The 20,045-nt window shown below is 52.2% G+C and carries 17 protein-coding genes, 1 tRNA gene and 1 other RNA gene; 6 read left to right on the top strand and 13 right to left on the bottom strand.

Annotated elements, in window-relative coordinates; translation table 11 throughout:
• Position 1 precedes the first annotated feature (1 nt).
• Positions 2 to 628: a thymidine kinase gene (gene tdk / locus ACG0Z5_RS12625; RefSeq protein ID WP_394447827.1), complete on the bottom strand. Its 627-nt coding sequence runs from the start codon at positions 626 to 628 to the stop codon at positions 2 to 4.
• A 558-nt stretch (positions 629 to 1,186) separates the two neighbouring features.
• Here tdk and hns point away from each other — a divergent pair.
• Entirely contained in the window at positions 1,187 to 1,597 is a 411-nt protein-coding gene (gene hns / locus ACG0Z5_RS12630; RefSeq protein ID WP_319627537.1) for a histone-like nucleoid-structuring protein H-NS, read from the top strand.
• Positions 1,598 to 1,771: 174 nt separating this feature from the next.
• Here the strand turns inward: hns and galU are convergent, their stop codons facing one another.
• The 3 genes from galU to rssA all read right to left on the bottom strand — a co-directional run bounded on the left by galU (position 1,772) and on the right by rssA (position 4,893).
• Positions 1,772 to 2,680 (bottom strand): UTP--glucose-1-phosphate uridylyltransferase GalU, encoded by a 909-nt coding sequence (gene galU, locus ACG0Z5_RS12635; RefSeq protein WP_394447829.1) that lies wholly within the window; start codon positions 2,678 to 2,680, stop codon positions 1,772 to 1,774.
• Positions 2,681 to 2,879: 199 nt separating this feature from the next.
• Positions 2,880 to 3,893, bottom strand: a complete 1,014-nt coding sequence (gene rssB / locus ACG0Z5_RS12640) for a two-component system response regulator RssB (protein WP_394447831.1) — start codon at positions 3,891 to 3,893, stop codon at positions 2,880 to 2,882.
• An 88-nt stretch (positions 3,894 to 3,981) separates the two neighbouring features.
• Positions 3,982 to 4,893: a patatin-like phospholipase RssA gene (gene rssA / locus ACG0Z5_RS12645; RefSeq protein WP_394447833.1), complete on the bottom strand. Its 912-nt coding sequence runs from the start codon at positions 4,891 to 4,893 to the stop codon at positions 3,982 to 3,984.
• A gap of 112 nt (positions 4,894 to 5,005) precedes the next feature.
• Here rssA and ACG0Z5_RS12650 point away from each other — a divergent pair, with 112 nt between their 5' ends.
• The 4 genes from ACG0Z5_RS12650 to ACG0Z5_RS12665 all read left to right on the top strand — a co-directional run bounded on the left by ACG0Z5_RS12650 (position 5,006) and on the right by ACG0Z5_RS12665 (position 6,762).
• On the top strand, positions 5,006 to 5,461 hold the full coding sequence (locus ACG0Z5_RS12650) for a YchJ family protein (RefSeq protein ID WP_394447835.1): 456 nt from the start codon (positions 5,006 to 5,008) through the stop codon (positions 5,459 to 5,461).
• Positions 5,462 to 5,510: 49 nt separating this feature from the next.
• On the top strand, positions 5,511 to 6,353 hold the full coding sequence (gene purU / locus ACG0Z5_RS12655) for a formyltetrahydrofolate deformylase (protein ID WP_319627542.1): 843 nt from the start codon (positions 5,511 to 5,513) through the stop codon (positions 6,351 to 6,353).
• A gap of 152 nt (positions 6,354 to 6,505) precedes the next feature.
• Positions 6,506 to 6,590, top strand: a tRNA-Tyr gene (locus tag ACG0Z5_RS12660).
• Between the two features lie 42 nt (positions 6,591 to 6,632).
• Positions 6,633 to 6,762: non-coding RNA, RtT sRNA (locus ACG0Z5_RS12665), on the top strand.
• Between the two features lie 41 nt (positions 6,763 to 6,803).
• Here ACG0Z5_RS12665 and ACG0Z5_RS12670 read toward each other — a convergent pair.
• Complete coding sequence (locus ACG0Z5_RS12670) at positions 6,804 to 7,247, bottom strand: Lrp/AsnC family transcriptional regulator (RefSeq protein ID WP_159465460.1); 444 nt, start codon at positions 7,245 to 7,247, stop codon at positions 6,804 to 6,806.
• A 108-nt stretch (positions 7,248 to 7,355) separates the two neighbouring features.
• Between ACG0Z5_RS12670 and ACG0Z5_RS12675 the strand changes: the two genes are divergently transcribed.
• Positions 7,356 to 8,255: a DMT family transporter gene (locus ACG0Z5_RS12675; RefSeq protein WP_394447837.1), complete on the top strand. Its 900-nt coding sequence runs from the start codon at positions 7,356 to 7,358 to the stop codon at positions 8,253 to 8,255.
• Here the strand turns inward: ACG0Z5_RS12675 and narI are convergent, their stop codons facing one another.
• The 8 genes from narI to ACG0Z5_RS12715 form a co-directional block, all read right to left on the bottom strand.
• Positions 8,256 to 8,933 carry a respiratory nitrate reductase subunit gamma gene (narI, locus tag ACG0Z5_RS12680; RefSeq protein WP_319785716.1) on the bottom strand — a complete coding sequence of 226 codons (678 nt, stop codon included), beginning with the start codon at positions 8,931 to 8,933 and terminating at the stop codon, positions 8,256 to 8,258.
• The gene (narJ, locus tag ACG0Z5_RS12685; protein ID WP_394447840.1) at positions 8,933 to 9,643 is read right to left on the bottom strand and encodes a nitrate reductase molybdenum cofactor assembly chaperone; all 711 of its coding nucleotides are present in this window, start codon (positions 9,641 to 9,643) and stop codon (positions 8,933 to 8,935) included. The genes narI and narJ overlap by 1 nt, the downstream gene beginning before the upstream one ends.
• Complete coding sequence (gene narH, locus ACG0Z5_RS12690; protein ID WP_319627545.1) at positions 9,640 to 11,175, bottom strand: nitrate reductase subunit beta; 1,536 nt, start codon at positions 11,173 to 11,175, stop codon at positions 9,640 to 9,642. The genes narJ and narH overlap by 4 nt, the downstream gene beginning before the upstream one ends.
• The gene (locus ACG0Z5_RS12695) at positions 11,172 to 14,915 is read right to left on the bottom strand and encodes a nitrate reductase subunit alpha (RefSeq protein ID WP_394447843.1); all 3,744 of its coding nucleotides are present in this window, start codon (positions 14,913 to 14,915) and stop codon (positions 11,172 to 11,174) included. The genes narH and ACG0Z5_RS12695 overlap by 4 nt, the downstream gene beginning before the upstream one ends.
• A gap of 340 nt (positions 14,916 to 15,255) precedes the next feature.
• Entirely contained in the window at positions 15,256 to 16,521 is a 1,266-nt protein-coding gene (locus ACG0Z5_RS12700) for an MFS transporter (protein WP_394447845.1), read from the bottom strand.
• 90 nt (positions 16,522 to 16,611) lie between these two features.
• Positions 16,612 to 17,595, bottom strand: coding sequence for a sugar phosphate isomerase/epimerase family protein (locus ACG0Z5_RS12705; RefSeq protein WP_394447847.1), 984 nt, complete (start codon positions 17,593 to 17,595; stop codon positions 16,612 to 16,614).
• 8 nt (positions 17,596 to 17,603) lie between these two features.
• The gene (locus ACG0Z5_RS12710; protein ID WP_394447849.1) at positions 17,604 to 18,311 is read right to left on the bottom strand and encodes a GntR family transcriptional regulator; all 708 of its coding nucleotides are present in this window, start codon (positions 18,309 to 18,311) and stop codon (positions 17,604 to 17,606) included.
• 188 nt (positions 18,312 to 18,499) lie between these two features.
• Positions 18,500 to 19,891: a NarK family nitrate/nitrite MFS transporter gene (locus ACG0Z5_RS12715; RefSeq protein WP_394447851.1), complete on the bottom strand. Its 1,392-nt coding sequence runs from the start codon at positions 19,889 to 19,891 to the stop codon at positions 18,500 to 18,502.
• Positions 19,892 to 20,045: the final 154 nt, after the last annotated feature.

Genomic DNA, 20,045 nt, shown 5'->3' on the forward strand with positions numbered 1-20,045 from the left:
ATTACTCTTCCACCTTCCCCCTTACACGCTGCTGAATGGCGCTCAGAGAGCCTTCTACCAGCGCCTCTTTGTAATGTTTACGGCATACGGAGACATAGCGTTCGTTGCCGCCAATCACCACCTGTTCGCCTTCATTATACGGCCGACCTTCCTGGTCGAGACGCAGCACCATACTCGCCTTGCGCCCACAGAAGCAGATGGTTTTTAACTCCACCAGCTTATCTGACCATGAAAGCAGATACTGGCTGCCGATAAACAGCTCGCCACGAAAATCCGTACGCAGCCCATAGCACAGCACAGGAATATCCAGCTCATCCACGACCTCTGACAGGGCGTAAACCTGCTCACGGGTCAGGAACTGGCACTCATCCACCAGAACGCAGTGAATCGGCTCTTTCGCGTGCTCAGCGGCGATATCGTGATACAGCGACGTTTGCTGGTTGTAGAGCTTCGCAGGCGACGACAGGCCGATGCGGGAGCTTACTTTGCCTGAACCAAATCTGTCATCAATTTCTGCGGTATAAACCAGGGTACGCATCCCGCGCTCCTGGTAATTGTAGGAAGACTGCAACAACGCAGTCGACTTCCCTGCGTTCATCGCAGAGTAGTAAAAATAAAGCTGTGCCATTCGCAGCATCACCTCAATCATCGTGATTTAACGGCACGAATTGTACCATATTCCTGGCCAATTTCAGCGCTCACGAAAGTCACAATCCATTACCGCTTAAGGTAAAATATTAAGTTCTTCTTATCTATAATAACAATCAGATACACGATTTCGTTCTGCACCAACCTTAAGATAATCCTGAGTTATGAGCGAGCCAGGGTGCCTCCAGGCTGCAAAAGGGTATACCTGGGTTATGATTCAGTTTCTATTGAAATGAAGGAAAACGAGGGCTTACCCTACGACTAATACGAAAGGCTGATATTTGTGAACCAGGGATATATACCTGCGGTGAAACAATCAAAAGAGCTTACTTTGTAAGGGTGTTCTCAACATTACGGCCAGACAATAAGCGCATGAGATGTGAACTCACGCGTAAAATTTAACTTTACCTAATTAATAATACCGCTAAATAACACGATATTTTGACTTCCTTACAATCCCCCCTATTGCACATCTGAAATTAACGCTCTATTATTACCTCAACAAACCACCCCACAATATAAGTTTGAGAATACTACAATGAGCGAAGCACTTAAAATTTTGAACAACATCCGTACTCTTCGTGCGCAGGCAAGAGAATGCACTCTCGAAACGCTTGAAGAAATGCTGGAAAAATTAGAAGTTGTTGTTAACGAACGTCGCGAAGAAGAAAGCGCGGCCGCTGCTGAAGTTGAAGAGCGCACTCGTAAACTGCAGCAATACCGTGAAATGCTGATTGCTGATGGCATTGACCCAAATGAACTGCTGAACAGCATTGCTGCTCAGAGCAAATCTGGTGCTAAAGCTAAACGTGCAGCTCGCCCGGCTAAATATAGCTACGTTGATGAAAACGGCGAAACCAAAACATGGACCGGCCAGGGTCGTACCCCGGCAATCATCAAAAAAGCAATGGATGAGCAGGGTAAATCACTGGACGATTTCCTGATTTAATCATTCTTGTTTCTTACGCAAGTTTGTTGAGAAAATCCCGCTCTGCGGGATTTTTTTTATCCTGAAATCGGCCGATAGCCCGCACAACCTGCCTGGTTTTAAAGCAAATCCGACAACAGGTAATAAAAAACCGGGGCCTTTACAGGACCCCGGTTGGTACGGCAGGCGGGCAAATTACTTGACAGTGCCCACGGTTTCTTCCAGCCAGGCTTTGAAATCCGCACCCAGTGAATTATGGCGAATACCATATTCAACAAACGCACGCATATAACCCAGTTTATTACCGCAATCGTGGCTCTTGCCTTTCATGTGATAGGCTTCAACCGTTTCCTTCTCGATAAGCATATCGATAGCGTCAGTCAGCTGGATTTCGTCCCCGGCTCCCGGAGGCGTTTTCGCCAGCAGTGGCCAAATTTCTGCGCTCAGCACGTAGCGGCCTACGACCGCCAGGTTTGATGGTGCGACGTCAGCTTTAGGTTTCTCAACCACGCCGACCATTGGCACGCTGTCACCCGGATTCAGGGCTTCGCCTTTGCAATCCACCACGCCGTAGGCAGTCACGTCATCAACCGGCTCAACCATGATCTGGCTGGCACCTGTCTCATCAAAACGCTTAATCATTTCCGCGAGGTTGTCGCGAGACAAATCGGATTCGTATTCATCCAGAATCACGTCTGGCAGAATAACGGCCACAGGCTCGTTACCGACGACCGGATGGGCACACAATACCGCGTGGCCCAGGCCTTTTGCCAGACCCTGACGGACCTGCATAATGGTCACGTGTGGTGGGCAAATAGACTGCACTTCTTCCAGCAGTTGGCGCTTTACGCGTTTTTCCAGCATTGCTTCAAGTTCAAAACTGGTATCAAAATGGTTTTCGATCGAGTTTTTCGAAGAGTGGGTCACCAGCACAATTTCAGTAATACCTGCAGCAATACATTCATTGACAACATACTGAATTAATGGCTTGTCGACCAGCGGCAGCATTTCCTTAGGAATCGCTTTAGTGGCGGGCAACATCCTGGTACCCAATCCCGCTACCGGGATTACGGCCTTAGTGACTTTCGAATTTAATGCAGCCATTGAAATCTCCTGAACTGTTCAACTTTTGAACGTGCTCGTTAATTAATAACGCGTTGAGTATATCAGTACCGATTGGTCAATCTGGTCTGAAAAGGACACGTTAACCTTGAATTAGGATTTTTACGTATAAATCCTGCTGATAGTACCATCACTGTCTGAAAGGAGAGAAAGCAATAACCGGGGCTCCCCGGCTAATTGCTCATTCCGCAGACAACATTAAGCGCAAGCGCCCACCAGCACCCCAAATTTGGCACTGCCACGATTCGCAGCGTTGGCTGATTTGATTTAAATAAGCATTGCCCAGCGTCCCCAACGGAACGCCATTACTGATCTGTATTTGATGCTCGCCGGTGTTAAGTGTGCCGTTAAGACCCGCAGAAACAAGGATCAGATTTTTAATTTCGCTATGGTAATACCCAACCAGCAGCGGGAATTGTCCTGGTAAATTGGCCTGGCGCAGCAATTGATTGACCTGTTTTAACAAACTGCCTAATTCAGGTAAACGCTGACCTTCATGCGCAAGCTGTTCTTGTAACAAGCCGTTAAATAAAGCACGCAATAAAAGTGCGGCTAACACACCATTATCACCGGCACGCGTCACGTCCAAACAATAAAACGCCAGATCTTTATCTGAAAGTGGTGCAATATCGAGCACCAGGCCGGGATTATCCGCTGACACCAACTGCCGGTAGTTAATACGACAGTGCGAAATAACCTGCTGGACCGGTGGCTGAAGTTCCTGTAGCAATTTTGCTGCCGCTGAGGGATTACTGACCAGCGCATCCCAGTCTTCAAATAAACGTTCTTCTTCCTCAACGCGGGAATTGAACATCGCAGGATAGAGACAGGCATATACGGTTTCACGCAGACGATTGAGATCTTTGACAGGTTTAAGCATCACATCCTGCACGCCAAGCCGCAGCGCTTTGGCGATATCGGCCATATTTTCGGTCGCGGAGATAATCAGGATCGGCAACTGATTGCCACTGTTACGCAAAAATTCGACCAGTTTGAGTCCGTTCATCCGCGGCATTTCGATGTCGCAGATCATCAGATCAGGATTGACCTTTGCCATTAATTCCAGGGCACTCTGGCCGTCTTCAGCCAGGGCGGTTTCTGCGCCCAGCGATGAAAGCCACGAATCCAGTAGTGAGCGGAAAACCGGCTCATCCTCGACGATAAGAATGTGTTTTCCCGCCAATGGCTGCGTCATGATATCTCCCCTGGCAGACGATAAGTAAATAGTGGCACGCTATTCGCGCTATCGCCTGTCAGAATTTGCTGAAGTAATCGAAAATGCCCTAAACCTGGCTCCGGACGAGCGGTAAAAGTTCGTCCATTTTTTTCTCAACCGAGAGTTGTCCGGCGGCGATGGCCGCGGGTGCACGGTGGAAATCGAGCGTCGAAATCTGCGGGCAAAAAGGTTGCAACAGGATATCAGGCGGGTCGCCTGCCATACGGTTGCGCTTTAATCGGTTTTCCAGCACCTGAATAGAGGTCGTCATGATCTCCATAGCCGTCGGCGTTATTGCCGTCCGGCGCGATGTCATGCGGCCCAGCCTGGCGCGAAAACGTTCGTGCCAGCTCAGAGCCTCATCACTTTCAGAAGACTGTGGATCGGGCTGAAGGTTCACGGATAACAAATCTTGTTGCATTAAATGCGCGTCGTGCTGCAAATCGACGGCGATCACGATATCGGCGCCCAATGCACGCGTGAGCGAAACCGGAATGGGATTTACCACCGCGCCATCTACCAGCCAGTAGCCGTTGTGCATAACGGGTGACATCAACCCAGGAATACTACAGGAAGCGCGTACGGCCAGATGCAGGTCACCTTCGGTGAACCACAGCTCACGACCGGTACTGAGATTGGTGGCGACGGTGGCAAAACGACGTTCGCAGGACTCGATATTATCGACAGGAATGAGTTGGCGAAAATGACTGAACACGCGTTCCCCGCGCAGCAGACCGCCGCGACGCCAGGAGAGATCCATCAGACGTAGTACGTCCCATGAATTGAAGGAGCACACCCATTTCTCAAGCACCGGTAATCGGTCGCAGGCATAAGCCGCGCCCACCAGAGAACCAATGGAACACCCTGCAACGATATCAATCTCAATGCCCATTTTCTGCAGCGCTTTGATGACACCGATGTGTGACCATCCTCGCGCCGCGCCTGACCCCAGGGCTAAACCAATTTTAAGCTTTCTCATTCCTGCAAGTACTGAACCCCATTCCCAACGTAGCCACATTGCCACTGGTCAGTTAACATATTTGCCGCCGGCGCAGTTGCGCCTTTCTTTATTCACCAACGGGAAGGCATTTATGCATTCACTTTGCCCCTGCGGCAGCGCTCTGGAGTATAGCCTATGTTGCCAGCGATATCTTTCAGGTAACACGCTTGCGCCTACGCCGTCACAGCTCATGCGCTCACGCTACAGCGCCTTTGTGATGAAGGACGCAGATTATCTGCTCAAGACCTGGCATCCGTCCTGCGAGCCCCAGCAATTTCGTCAGAGTCTGGAACAAAGCTTTGCGACAACCGAATGGCTGGGCCTCACTATTTTTGCCGCCGAAGAAGGCAAGACCCCGGATGAGGGCTTTGTCAGCTTTGTCGCCCGATTTAGTGAACATAGCAAGAGTAGTGCCCTGATTGAGCGTTCAAGATTCTTAAAAGAAAATGGACAATGGTATTATATTGATGGTACACGTCCCTTAATCGGCCGCAACGACCCCTGCCCTTGCGGGTCGGGTAAAAAATTTAAAAAGTGCTGCGGTTAGTCAAGCCGCCACAAAAACAGCAAACACCGTCAACAGGATTTCCCCCGCAATGCACTCATTACAACGAAAAGTGTTGCGTACAATCTGCCCGGATCAAAAAGGGTTGATCGCACGCATTACCAACATTTGCTACAAGCATGAACTGAACATCGTGCAGAACAACGAGTTCGTCGATCATCGTACCGGGCGTTTCTTCATGCGCACCGAACTTGAAGGCATTTTCAACGACTCCACGCTGCTGGCCGATCTCGACAGCGCGCTGCCTGAAGGCTCTATTCGCGAACTCACGCCTGCGGGCCGTCGCCGGGTGGTGATACTGGTCACCAAAGAAGCGCACTGTCTGGGCGACTTACTGATGAAAGCCAATTATGGCGGCCTCGATGTCGATATCGCCGCGGTCATTGGTAACCACGACACCCTGCGTTCGTTGGTTGAGAAATTCGACGTGCCGTTTGAGCTGGTTAGCCACGAAGGCCACACCCGCGAAGAACATGACGCCCTGATGGCCGACGCGATTGACGCCCATCAGCCCGATTACGTGGTGCTGGCGAAATACATGCGTGTGTTAACTCCGGCCTTCGTGTCACGCTTCCCGAATAAAATCATCAATATTCACCATTCATTCCTGCCCGCGTTTATCGGTGCACGTCCGTATCAGCAGGCCTACGATCGCGGCGTGAAAATCATCGGTGCTACAGCGCACTACGTGAACGACAATCTGGATGAAGGCCCAATCATCATGCAGGACGTTATTCATGTCGATCATACCTATACCGCAGAAGACATGATGCGTGCTGGCCGAGACGTAGAGAAAAATGTCCTCAGCCGCGCGCTGTATCAGGTTCTTGCCCAGCGCGTGTTTGTGTACGGTAATCGGACAATTATCCTGTAACGCAAATAACCGTTGCAGCGCTTTTAAACGTTATGGGCAAAAAGCACGCAAACGGTTCATTTTCCTGAAAGGAAGTCTTTACAGCGGCGCGTCATTTGATATGATGCGCCCCGCTTCCCAAAAGGGAGCAGGCTAGTAAAAGCATTACCCCTGGCGGGGTTCCCGAGCGGCCAAAGGGAGCAGACTGTAAATCTGTCGTCATCGACTTCGAAGGTTCGAATCCTTCCCCCGCCACCATCTTCCTTTTAGCACCCAATCAAACTCACTTTAGATGCCACATTATTCTCCGCACGGGGAAGGATGAGAAGCTTCGACTAAGGTTCGATTCGAGCAAAGCGAGAAAGCGTTGCCGCAGGCAACGACCCGAAGGGCGAGGCGCTTGCGCCGAGTCATCCTTCCCCCGCCACCATCTTCCTTTTAGCATCACAATCAAACTCACATTTTCTATGCTCAAATCACAGGTAAACGCCGTTTCACGGGGGAACTTTTTACAATCGACGTATTGCATTGCGCAAATTCGGCCAGCCCATCAAGCAGCGTATCCAGTTGCGCAATATCCTTCACCACTAATCGCATCACGAAGCAATCCTCGCCGGTCACTTTGTCGCATTCAATGCATTCCGGCATCGCCTGGATATATTTATCGACTTTTTGTAACAACCCCGGTAGAGGTCTGACGCGCACCAGCGCTTGCAAGGTATAGCCGAGCGCTGAAAGATTCACTCTGGCACCATAGCCCTGAATTACCCCCCGTTCCTCCAGACGCTTTAGGCGTTCCGCCGTACTGGGCGACGTCAGCCCCACTCGCGCACTCAGCACCTTTAATGAAAGCCGCGCATCCTCTGCCAGCGCTGCCACTATCGCCCGATCGATATCATCAATAAGGACATCCATCATAATCACCTTATTTAAAAAAGAAAAAACCGCATATCACCTTATAACAAGTATGTAACACACTCAGCCTCTCCTCCACAATAAAGCCATCTAATTATGGAGGTGTATATGGGTTCTCGTAACAATGGCGTCTGGCAAATGTGCCTGGCGATGGTGATTTCTGGCTCTATCGGCGCGTTTGTCCTGCTCTCCGGCTTACCCGTTATTGACGTGGTGTTCTGGCGCTGCACCATCGGGGCGCTCGCGTTAGGGGCGTTTATTCTTCTGAGCCGACAGCCCTTCATCCGCCTGTCGCGTTCAACGTGGATGCTGGCCGTGGCCGGTGGCATTACCCTGGTCATCAACTGGTTACTTCTGTTTGCTGCCTACGGCAAGATTTCAATTGGAATGTCGACGGTGGTCTACAATACTCAGCCGTTTATGCTGGTGTTAATGGGAATAGTGACGGGTGAGCGGGTATCACGGGTGAAATGGGCCTGGCTGCTGCTGGCGTTTAGCGGCGTAGTGGTATTGTTATCAAGCGAGCTAAGTGGCTGGCATCACAGCGATTTACTGGCCGGTATTACGTTGGCGTTAAGTGCCGCCTTTTTCTATGCGCTAACAGCCATCATCGCCCGGAAATTACACCCGCTCCCACCGCAGCATATCGCCTTTATTCAGGTATTGACCGGCGTAGTGATGCTGTTACCCCTCGCACATTTCAGCCCAATCTCTGCAACCTTTCCTTGGGGGATTTTGCTCACACTCGGGATTGTTCACACCGGGGTAATGTATCAATTGCTCTACAGCGCGATTCAGAAATTGCCAACCCCCATTATCGGCTCGCTCTCGTTTATTTATCCACTCGTGGCGATTGTGGTTGATAGCCTGGCGTTTGGTCATACGCCGAGCGCGATACAGTGGGTTGGCGGGATACTGATTCTATTTGCGGCGGCGGGGAATAATCTGGGCTGGGGCACAAAAGATAAGGCCTCGCATCAGCAAGGCCTTGAACAGAAAGCGCGGTAATTAGCGACGCGCGCGAACAATCTGGTATTTGCGGGTCAGGTATTCCACTGGCACGCTCCAGATATGCACCAGGCGCGAGAACGGGAACAACAGGAACAGCGTCATACCGAGCACCAGATGCACACGGAAAATGAACGCTACCCCGTCCAGGTGCGCAGATGCACCACCGTGGAACGTCACCACCGACTGCGCCCAGCCGACTAGCTTCATCATTTCGCTGCCGTCCATATGCTGGGCGGAGAACGGAATGGTCAGCAGGCCCAGCGCACACTGGATAACCAGCACCGACAGCACCAGAATATCGGCTCCGGTGGTGGTCGCCCGCACGCGTGGGTTAAACAGACGACGCTTGAGCAGCAGCACCCCGCCCACCAGACACATCAGGCCGGCAGCCCCGCCACCGATCATCGCCATTTTCTGTTTCACTTCCAGCGGCAGGAACGATTCATACATCCAGTGCGGCGTCAGCATCCCGAGGGCGTGCCCGGCGAACACCCCGAGGATCCCTATATGGAACAGGTTCGAGGCCAGGTTCATGCCTTTTTTGTCCAGCATCTGGCTGGAGCCCGCACGCCAGGTGTATTGCCCGTAGTCATAACGCAGCCAACTGCCGACCAGGAATACCGCCCCAGCGATGTACGGGTAGATGTCAAAGAAGAACATATTCAGGAATTGCATTAGCGCTCCCCTCCAGTGGAAATATTCAGATACTGCGGCGCAACGGCCCCGGCAAAACGACGCTGATGGGCGGTGATATCCGACTCAGCGCATCCCTGGTCCGCGAAGAATTTGACCTGCTCTTCTTCCCAGACCGCGTCCAGCGCCTGCGGCGTATCGTCGCGGGCTTCATCGGCAATTTTTTCGGCCACTTTCTGGCTGTCCACTTCCGTACTGGCAAGCTTCAGCAATACGTCAAACAGCACCGCATAACGACTTTCTCGCTGTTGCAGACGCGCACTCAGCAGGGCGAGGATCGGCGCAATATCCTGCAAACCACCCAGCGCCTCATCACGCGGGAGCTGTGCCAGATATTCGAGATACAGCGGTAAGTGATCCGGCAGCTCGCGGCTGTCCAGCTCAAGACCGTGCTGCGCATATTGCGCCATCAGATCAACCATCGCCTGACCCCGGTCCCGGGATTCACCGTGTACGTGCTCGAACAGCAGCAGCGACGTCGCGCGGCCCCGGTCGAACAGTTCGCTGTAATCAGCCTGTACATCCAGCACGTCTTTCTGCGTTAAATCGCGGACGAAAACGCACAGAGACTGTGCATCTTCTTTGCTTAGCACATCAGACTCCGCCAGCGCGGCGTGAACCTCCTGCTGATGCTGCCACAGGGCAGCATCCGGGTATTCCAGCAGGCGGGAGAGGATCACCAGTTCTTTCATGACTGACGCTCCGTTTTGCTGGTCACATCGATGGCGTCGATGCGACGGCTGTTGAACAAGTTGAAGCCGCTGTCGGAGCCATGGCAACCGTCACCAAAGCTAAAGCCACAGCCGTTTTTCTCAGGGAAAGCGTCGCGAGCCAGTTCGCGATGGCTGCTTGGTACCACAAAGCGGTCTTCGTAGTTCGCAATCGCCAGATAGCGATACATTTCCTGAGCCTGGGCTTCGGTCAGACCGACCTCGTCCAGGGCGCTGGTATCGTTCACACCGTCAACGGTTTCGGCACGTTTGTAATGACGCATCGCCAGCATACGTTTCAGCGCACGCAGCACCGGCGCGGTATCACCCGCAGTGAGCATGTTCGCCAGATACTGCACCGGAATGCGCAGGCTATCGACGTCAGGCAGAATGCCATTGCTGCCAATCTCACCGGCATCCGCCGCCGACTGAATCGGTGACAGCGGCGGCACGTACCAGACCATCGGCAGGGTGCGATATTCCGGATGCAGTGGCAGCGCCAGCTTCCAGTCCATCGCCATTTTGTAGACCGGCGACTGCTGCGCGGCGTCGATAACGCTCTGAGGAATACCGTCTTTCAGCGCCTGCTCGATAACCTTCGGATCGTTCGGATCGAGGAACACGTCCAGTTGACGCTGGTACAAATCTTTCTCGCTTTCAGTGCTCGCCGCCTGTTCGATAGCGTCTGCGTCATACAGCAGCACGCCCAGGTAGCGGATGCGGCCCACGCAGGTTTCGGAACACACGGTCGGCTGACCGGCTTCGATACGCGGATAACAGAAAATGCACTTCTCTGATTTGCCGCTCTTCCAGTTGAAGTAGATTTTTTTATACGGACAACCGGTGATACACATGCGCCAGCCACGGCATTTGTCCTGATCGATAAGCACAATGCCGTCTTCTTCACGCTTGTAAATCGCGCCGCTCGGACAGGTCGCGACACACGCCGGATTCAGACAGTGTTCACACAGGCGCGGCATGTACATCATGAAGGTGTTTTCGAACTGGCCGTACATTTCCTTCTGGATGTTTTCGAAGTTTTTGTCACGGGACAGCTTAGAGAACTCACCGCCCAGATCGTCTTCCCAGTTCGGGCCAGCGGTGATTTTGTCCATCCGCTGTCCAGTAATCAGCGAGCGCGGACGCGCAATCGGCTGATGTTTGCTTTCACCCGCTTTGTGCAGATTCTGGTAGTCAAAATCAAACGGCTCGTAGTAATCGTCGATACCCGGCAGATGCGGGTTAGCGAAGATTTTCCCCAGCAACAGCGCTTTGTTACCCATGCGCGGCACCAGTTTACCGTTGATTTTACGGATCCAGCCGCCCTTCCACTTCTCCTGGTTTTCCCAGTCGTTAGGGAAGCCGACGCCCGGCTTAGTTTCCACGTTGTTAAACCACGCGTACTCCACGCCTTCGCGGCTGGTCCAGACGTTTTTACAGGTGACTGAGCAGGTATGACAGCCGATGCATTTGTCGAGATTCAGCACCATGCCGACTTGTGAACGAATTTTCATTTTACGCTCTCCTGTACCTGGTCGTTACCTTCACCGTCTAACCAGTCAATGTTCTTCATCTTACGCACCACCACGAACTCATCACGGTTCGAGCCGACGGTGCCATAGTAGTTAAAGCCGTACGCCAGCTGCGCGTAGCCGCCAATCATATGGGTCGGTTTCGGGCTGATACGCGTCACGGAGTTATGGATCCCGCCGCGCTGACCGGTGATTTCAGACCCTGGAAGGTTCACGATACGTTCTTGGGCGTGATACATCATGGTCATCCCCGCCGGAACGCGCTGGCTTACCACCGCACGCGCGGTCAGAGAACCGTTGCTGTTGAACACTTCAATCCAGTCGTTATCTTCGATACCCAGGTCTTTGGCATCGGCTTCGCTCATCCAGACGATCGGCCCACCGCGTGACAGGGTCAGCATCAGCAGGTTGTCGCTGTAAGTGGAGTGAATGCCCCACTTCTGGTGCGGCGTCAGGAAGTTCAGCGCCTTCTCAGGGTTGCCGTTGGACTTCTGGCCCATCACCGCTTTAACCGAACGGGTGTCAATCGGCGGACGGTACACCAGCAGGCTTTCGCCAAAATCACGCATCCACTGGTGATCCTGATACAGCTGCTGACGGCCAGACAGCGTACGCCACGGGATCAGCTCATGAACGTTGGTATACCCGGCGTTATACGATACGTGTTCATCTTCAAGGCCGGACCAGGTCGGGCTGGAGATGATTTTGCGCGGCTGGGCCTGAATATCACGGAAGCGAATTTTTTCGTCTTCTTTATTCAGCGCCAGATGGGTGTGGTCGCGACCGGTAATTTTACTCAGCGCATCCCAGGCTTTCACCGCCACCTGGCCGTTCGTTTCCGGGGCCAGAGTCAGGATCATTTCCGCCGCATCAATCGCGGTGTTAATCATCGGCTGACCTTTCGCCGGACCGTCGGCCTTGGTGTAGTTCAGCTTACGCAGCAGCTCAACTTCGCTGTCGGTGTTCCAGGCAATGCCTTTCCCGCCGTTGCCGATTTTTTCCAGCAGCGGACCGACGGAGGTAAAGCGCTCGTAGGTCGCTGGGTAATCGCGTTCCACGGTCATGATGTGCGGCGCGGTTTTACCCGGGATCAGGTCGCATTCGCCTTTTTTCCAGTCCTTCACATCCATCGCCTGCGCCAGTTCCGCCGGGGAGTCGTGTTGGATTGGCAGGGTCACGATGTCGGTTTCTTTACCCAGATGGCCAACGCAGACTTCGGAGAATTTCTTCGCGATGTCTTTGTAGATATCCCAGTCGCTTTTTGATTCCCACGCCGGATCAACGGCCGCCGACAGCGGATGAATAAACGGATGCATATCCGAAGTATTCATGTCGTCTTTTTCATACCAGGTGGCAGTGGGCAGCACGATATCGGAGAACAGGCAGGTGCTCGACAGACGGAAGTCCAGCGTCACTACCAGATCCAATTTGCCGTCGAGACCGTTATCCACCCATTCAACTTCTTCCGGCTTCACACCGCCCTGCACGCCCAGATCTTTGCCCTGAATACCGTGCTCGGTACCCAGCAGGTACTTGAGCATATATTCGTGGCCTTTACCGGATGAGCCCAGCAGGTTCGAACGCCAGATGAACATATTACGCGGATGGTTTTTACCGTTGTCCGGACGCTCAGAGGCGAAATGCATCGAGCCGTCTTTCAGCGATTTCACGGTGTAATCGACCGGTGACATGCCCGCTTTTTCCGCTTCAGCGGCAATGTGCAGCGGGTTAGTGCCCAACTGTGGGGCCGATGGCAGCCAGCCCATGCGTTCAGCACGGACGTTGAAGTCCACCAGATGCCCGGTGTAGCGCGATTTATCCGCCATCGGCGACAGCAGTTCCTGCGCGGTCAGCGTTTCATAACGCCACTGGCTGGAGTGGTTATAGAAATAGGAGGTGCTGTTCATGTGACGCGGCGGACGGTTCCAGTCCAGGGCGAACGCCAGCGGGGTCCAGCCGGTCTGCGGACGCAGTTTTTCCTGGCCCACATAGTGTGCCCAGCCGCCGCCGCTCTGACCAACACAGCCACAGAAGATAAGCATATTGATAATACCGCGATAGTTCATATCGAGGTGATACCAGTGGTTCAGACCCGCGCCGACGATGATCATCGAACGACCGTGAGTTTTATCGGCGTTGTCCGCAAATTCACGCGCGGTACGGATAATCTGTGCCCGGGAGACGCCGGTGATTTTCTCGGCCCACGCCGGGGTGTACGCTTTCAGATCATCGTAGCTGCTGGCGCAGTTGTCATCGCCCAGACCACGTTCCAGGCCGTAGTTGGCCATGGTCAGGTCATACACGGTGGTGACCAGCTGCTCGGAGCCGTCGGCCATCTGCAGGCGTTTCACCGGCAGTTTGTGCAGCAGGATATTTTCCAGTTCGACACTGGTGAAATGCTCGGTGCCGTCACCGCCGAAGTACGGGAAGCCGACTTCCGCGATATCATCGTGGCTGCCCAACATGCTCAGGCGCAGCTGAACGTCATCGCCGCTCTGACCATCACGCTGTTCGAGGTTCCATTTGCCTTTATCGCCCCAGCGGAAACCGATAGAGCCGTTTGGCACGGTCAGTTCGCCGCTTTCATCAAAGGCAACGGTTTTCCATTCCGGGTTATTTTCCTGACCCAGCGCATCCACCAGGTCGGCGGCACGCAGCATACGGCCTGCGGCGTAATAGCCTTCACGTTGTTCAAGGGCCACCAGCATCGGCATGTCGGTATAACGACGCACGTAGTCGGTGAAATACTGGCTCGGTTTGTCGAGGTGGAATTCGCGCAGCATCACGTGGCCCATTGCCAGCGCCATCGCCGCATCGGTGCCCTGCTTCGGTGCCAGCCACAGATCGCACAGCTTGGCGATTTCAGCGTAGTCCGGCGTGACCGCCACCGTTTTGGTGCCCTTGTAACGGACTTCAGTGAAGAAGTGTGCATCCGGCGTACGGGTCTGCGGCACGTTAGAGCCCCAGGCGATAATGTACGAGGAGTTATACCAGTCGGCGGATTCTGGTACGTCGGTCTGCTCGCCCCAGGTCTGCGGGGACGCAGGCGGCAGGTCACAGTACCAGTCGTAGAAGCTCAGACAGGTGCCGCCCAGCAGAGAGAGGTAACGCGCGCCTGCGGCGTAAGAAACCATCGACATCGCCGGGATCGGCGAGAAGCCAGCCACACGGTCAGGGCCGTAGGTTTTGACGGTATAGACGTTGGAAGCGGCAATCAGCTCGTTCACTTCCTGCCAGGAAGAGCGTACGAAGCCCCCGCGACCACGCGCCTGCTTAAAGCTTTTGGCTTTATCCGCGTCTTCAATAATTGACGCCCAGGCATTCACCGGATCGGGATGCTGAACCTTCGCTTCACGCCACATTTTCATCAGGCGTTTGCGCATCAGCGGATATTTAAGACGGTTTGCGCTGTAGAGATACCAGGAGTAGCTCGCGCCACGTGGACAGCCGCGTGGCTCGTGGTTTGGCATATCTGGACGCGTACGCGGGTAGTCGGTCTGCTGGGTTTCCCAGGTCACGAGGCCATTCTTAACGTAGATCTTCCAGCTACAAGAACCGGTGCAGTTCACGCCGTGGGTCGACCGCACTACTTTGTCATGCTGCCAGCGTTGACGGTATCCATCTTCCCAGTCCCGGTTAGTTTCCAGAAGCTGACCGTGCCCATCGGCAAAGGTTTCGCCCTTCTGCTTGAAGTAGCGAAACCGGTCCAGAAATTTGCTCATCGGGTTTCTCCTGATGTGGAGCCTTGAGGCTCTGTCTTATAAAAAATCGACATTGCTAAGATTGACGGCACGGTAACCTGCTCAAAAGGAGGGATAATTGATAACGATCAACGACATCTGAGGATGTTTTAATCGCAAGGTGGCGATCTACCACTAAAGTGGCAATAGAGGAAGACCGGTTAATTTATTGATATATATAAATTTTATACATTTCCAGACTTGTGTAAGGGGTAGGAATTAGCGCTACTGGGTATTAAGGGGTAAGTCAGTCGATGAGGCGGGGATAGGTCAAAAAAGGGGCCCCCTTGCGAAGATAGCCCCATGTTGAACGGTGCAATTATCAGATAGATGCCAGCGGTTCAGCTTTGCGTTCAGCACGTATGTTTTTGATAAGCAAGCCCGAAATAACGATTCCGGCGCAGGCAAAAACAGCCATCAAGCCAAAAACGATTTTGTAGCCTGACAGCCCTGGATGGGTATCTAAAATGTATCCATACAGGCTGTAACAGAACATCGCAGGGGCATATCCGATAAAACTCCCCAACGCCATTGCCGCACCGGTATTTTTCTCACTGATTCCCGCTTCACCGATAGGGGCGAAGAATACCGCACGCTGAGTAAAGATGACCGCACCAAACATCAGGGTACAAGCCATGCCTAAATAAACAGGCATTTGTTCATGTGGCAGTATTATCAGTGCCACCAAAGCCAAAGCACTAATAATAAAGGTATAGAACAGATACAGGCTCGGTGATTTTAAAACCTTGTCGGCAATTAATCCACCAATTGGGCCGCCGACCATTTTTAAGCAATACTGATTGATAATTCCGTACGCACCTACCAATGCAATGGGTAATGCATAAACATTTCTTAAAAATGGAATAAAGAATGTTAATCCACAATATACCGCATAGACACAGAACACGCTAAAAGCGATTAGCCAGACGGTTCTGTTTTTTAATACATGTCCAAGACCTGGGTTAGCTTCTTTTTTCTCTGCCTTCTGTTGCTTCGCAACTTTTTCTTCCGGGGTTTCTTTTAATACAAAGAATATAACCACGCCGACCACAATAGCGATGAAAGAGTAAAATAATATTGCGGCTTTAAATCCGAAATAGTCGCTACCAAACCAGGTGAACACTGCCAGTGCGCTAAACGCGATAACGGTATCGACAATTCCTCGGCCTGTTTCAAAGAAACCAAACAAGCGCCCCTGCTGAGTGTTGTCGCCCAGCAAACTTACCGACTTTAGCAACACTGGCCAGTTGAGCATGTCGCAGGTCACGCCGAACAACGCCCAGACAAAGAGTATCCCCCAGTAGCCCGGCATTGTAGAAAGGTAGATCCCCAGCAGGCCAGTCGCAATCAGTGAAAGCGACATGGTAAAGCGTCGTGGTAATTTGTCAGAAAAGTAAATTGACAAGAAGAAACCAATGGTTGTAACGATAGAGTTAACCGACATAGCATTACCAATCTCACCGTTGGTCAGGTGAAAATACTCTTGCATAGGAACATAAAATGCGTCTTTCAATGACGGCAGTTTATATATTGTCCCGCCGCACAGAACTAACAAGCTAAATATAGTCCATCTTTTTTTGGATAGCATAAGATACTCCACCCCTGAATTAGCGGAATTAATTATTATTGTGAGAGTACAGTGACCTCACGAACGGTGAGACAACTGAATTTAAATGTTTTAGATTGATGACTTTCTTAAAACAGCGACAGCCTCTTTATGAAGATCGCCAAGAATATTGCGCACATATTTTATTTGATTCATGGCATCGTCAATTTCTTTATTTAACCGTTCATCAAGCCCGGAGGTTGGCAACGGAGTTTCACTCATCTGACGCAATGGGATCCACGGATTTTCATCTTCGTTGGTAAACCGAAATGCCGGTGCATAATAATCTACTTCTTCTTCCAGACCGAATGCGGTGACTTGTGCTTTATCTTCACCCAGACAAATTAGTTGCAGTAATAATTCTCTAAATGGCAGTTCACCTGCGCCAGAAATACATGCTGTATGCCCGCAGCCTTCACCTTCGTGAGTAATTAATGCATCTTTGATATGCACCTGAGTGACCTCATTTCCCATCACCGCTAACGCGTCAAGCGGATCTTCGTTGGCATTAATCATGTTGGCGAAGTCAAATAGCAGGGAAAGCTGTGGAAAATCAGCTTGCTGAACCAGCTTCACCAGTTCGTGGCTTTGCAAATCTTCGTGTTGCTCAAGGGTAAATGTCAGACCGCTATGTTGATATTTCGCTTTAATATATTGAATATCCTTGGCAATAATTTCCATTACCTCGGAAAGTGTCCCTTCATAGCGCGGATAAAACCGCACCGATGTCGCGCCCGATTTCAGCGCAATAGTCACGGCCTCATCAATGGTTCGAGCATCTGAGGCGCTGGTTTCGATGTGAACATCCAGTCCCAACTGGCGCGATTTCTCTGCAAAATTCTCAAGCCGCTCTGTACTGGCATGCCTTAAAGACTGGCTTTCACCGTCCACAACATGAATTTTTACCCCTTTCAATTGCTGTTGGCAGGCAATATCCAGTAAGTCTTCCGGCAGAATCTTCTCCATGCGCATGTTTAAATGAAACGCGTAGGCATGGAGATACAGCGGCAGATTTGCAGCGCGTTCGACAATTTTTGTTGCCTGGGTATTGTTCATGGAAACTCCTATAAATCGATATAAAACTCTACTGATTCAAAACGCCAATATTCGATATCAACCTGAATGACTTGTCCGGCTTCATCAGCACGGTATTTTTCAACCCGGATAGACGGAGTTCCCGCAGTGCCGCCCATCCCCTTACAAGCCCCTGCCGAAAGACGTGTCGGCTTGAAGGCCAGATGCTGCGTGTGCGAGCGCTTGCCGAAGTCTTCTTGCCACACCTCAACAAAAGAGCGATCGCCTAATTTATCGATAAAACCGGGGGCGAATTGCGCGTTGATAAAGGTTTCGTGATAGAAAACTTTATGGTTATCAAGCGCTCCCCAACCGCAAATTTTGTAGATTTCATCACCATCCTTCACATTTAGCTGCGACAAAACTTCTGCTTCCGCTGTATAAACCCGTTCTTTTTCCAGAAAGCCCCAGGACGGCAAACGCCCCTGTTCCTGAGCTGCCTGCTTAAAGCTGGTGGAGGTGTTAGGGGTATATTTGAAGCACGGTAAAGCGACGAACCAGCCGCGGCGATCTTTTCGAAAGATCTTTTCTTCTCCCTCCAGAAACAGCAGCGCCTGTCGCAGTGTCATGCGCTTAATGCCCAGTAATTCTTCCAGCTCACGCTCGGAAGGTAATTTACCGCCCGGCTGGACGACTCCTTTGCTCAACCAGTCATTGAGCATCTCTTTTGCCGTTTCTACGGTGGAATGGCTTTTCATGCTTTAATCCATTTGGTTTAAACCAGATTTGTCATCACGGTACTCTTAGCCAGCGAAAGTGACAATGGTGTCTGGCGGGGGAGTTATTCTAAATGTGAGGTTTCTCGCAGAAAAAAGTCGGATCAGGGGGGTATTTCAGGTAAAAAAAAGGCGCGATTTCTCGCGCCATGATAATCAAAAAGTAACGCTTATTTTTTTGTTTTACGCCCGTATACCACCCAAGTGATCAACACGCAGGCAATATAGAACACGAGGAACACTTTCATTGCACCCGCTGGCGAACCGGTCAGTTCCAGCGAGATACCAAAGGATTTCGGGATAAAGAAGCCGCCGATAGCGCCAATCGCAGAGATGAAGCCCAGTGCCGCCGCAGTATCCGTAGCCGCTTCACGCAGGGCGTGCTCTTCAGTACCGCCTTCTGCCTTCACTTTATCCATCGTCAGCTTACGGAAAATAACGGAGATCATCTGGAAGGTAGACGCACTTCCCAGACCGGCCGTCAGGAACAGCCCCATAAATACCGCGAAGAAGGCGATGAAGTTGCCGCCCTGGCCGTTGGTAGGCAGGGTCAGGAACAGCAGCGCAGAGAAGATAGCCATCGCGATGAAGTTAATCAGCGTCACGCGAGTCCCACCCAGACGGTCAGAAATACCGCCGCCGAGAGAACGCGCCAGGGCGCCAATGAACGGGCCGAAGAAGGCGAAATGCAGGATCTGCACGTCCGGGAACTGGGTTTTAGACAGCATAGCAAACCCGGCAGAGAAGCCGATGAACGAGCCAAACGTTGCGAGATACAGCACCGCCATGATCCACAGGTGACCACGTTTCAGGACCGGCAACTGCTCTTTCAGAGAGGCTTTAGACGCCGCCAGATCGTTCATGCCGAACCAGGCTGCGAGGGTGAAGATAATCAGGAACGGCACCCAAATCCACGCCGCATTTTCCAGGAACAGCGACGAGCCATCGGCTTGCTCCACGCCAGTGCCGCCAAACATCGCGAACACCGAAACGGAAATCACCAGCGGAGCTACCAGCTGCATCACGCTCACGCCCATGTTGCCCAGGCCGCCGTTCAGGCCCAGCGCACCGCCCTGCTTCGCTTTCGGGAAGAAGAAGCTAATGTTCGCCATGCTGGAAGCAAAGTTAGCCCCGGCGAAACCGCACAGCAGCGCAATAACCATGAACACGCCAAACGGCGTGGTCGGATCCTGCACCGCAAAGCCCAGCCATACGCACGGAATAATCATGATCCCGGTGCTGAACGCAGTCCAGCGACGACCACCGAAGACCGGCACCATAAACGCGTAAGGCACACGCAGCAGTGCGCCGGACAGCGCTGGCAGCGCGGTCAGCATAAACAGCTGATCGGTTGAGAAGTTGAAACCGACTTTATTGAGGTTTACGGCAACGGCGCTGAATAACATCCAGACGCAGAACGCGAGCAGCAGACAGGGGACGGAAATCCACAGGTTACGGCTGGCCACGCGATGCCCACGCGTTTGCCAGAAGGCTGCGTCTTCTGGGCGCCAGTCAGTAATGACGGCGCCTTTTTCCTTTTCCGATGCGGAAGTGTGACTCATATAAACCTCAAATGATGGAGTTAGTTGCTGCCACATTAGGGTTTACGGGCCGGGGTAAGTTGATATAAATCAAAGGAAAATCGAACATAATTGAGGGCGAAAAATCGGCATTACTCTTAGTGAGTAGAGCAAACCAATCAAAAAAGTGTGGTTT

The sequence above is a fragment of the Scandinavium sp. M-37 genome, assembly GCF_043558715.1.
Lineage (GTDB): Bacteria > Pseudomonadota > Gammaproteobacteria > Enterobacterales > Enterobacteriaceae > Scandinavium > Scandinavium vulneris_A.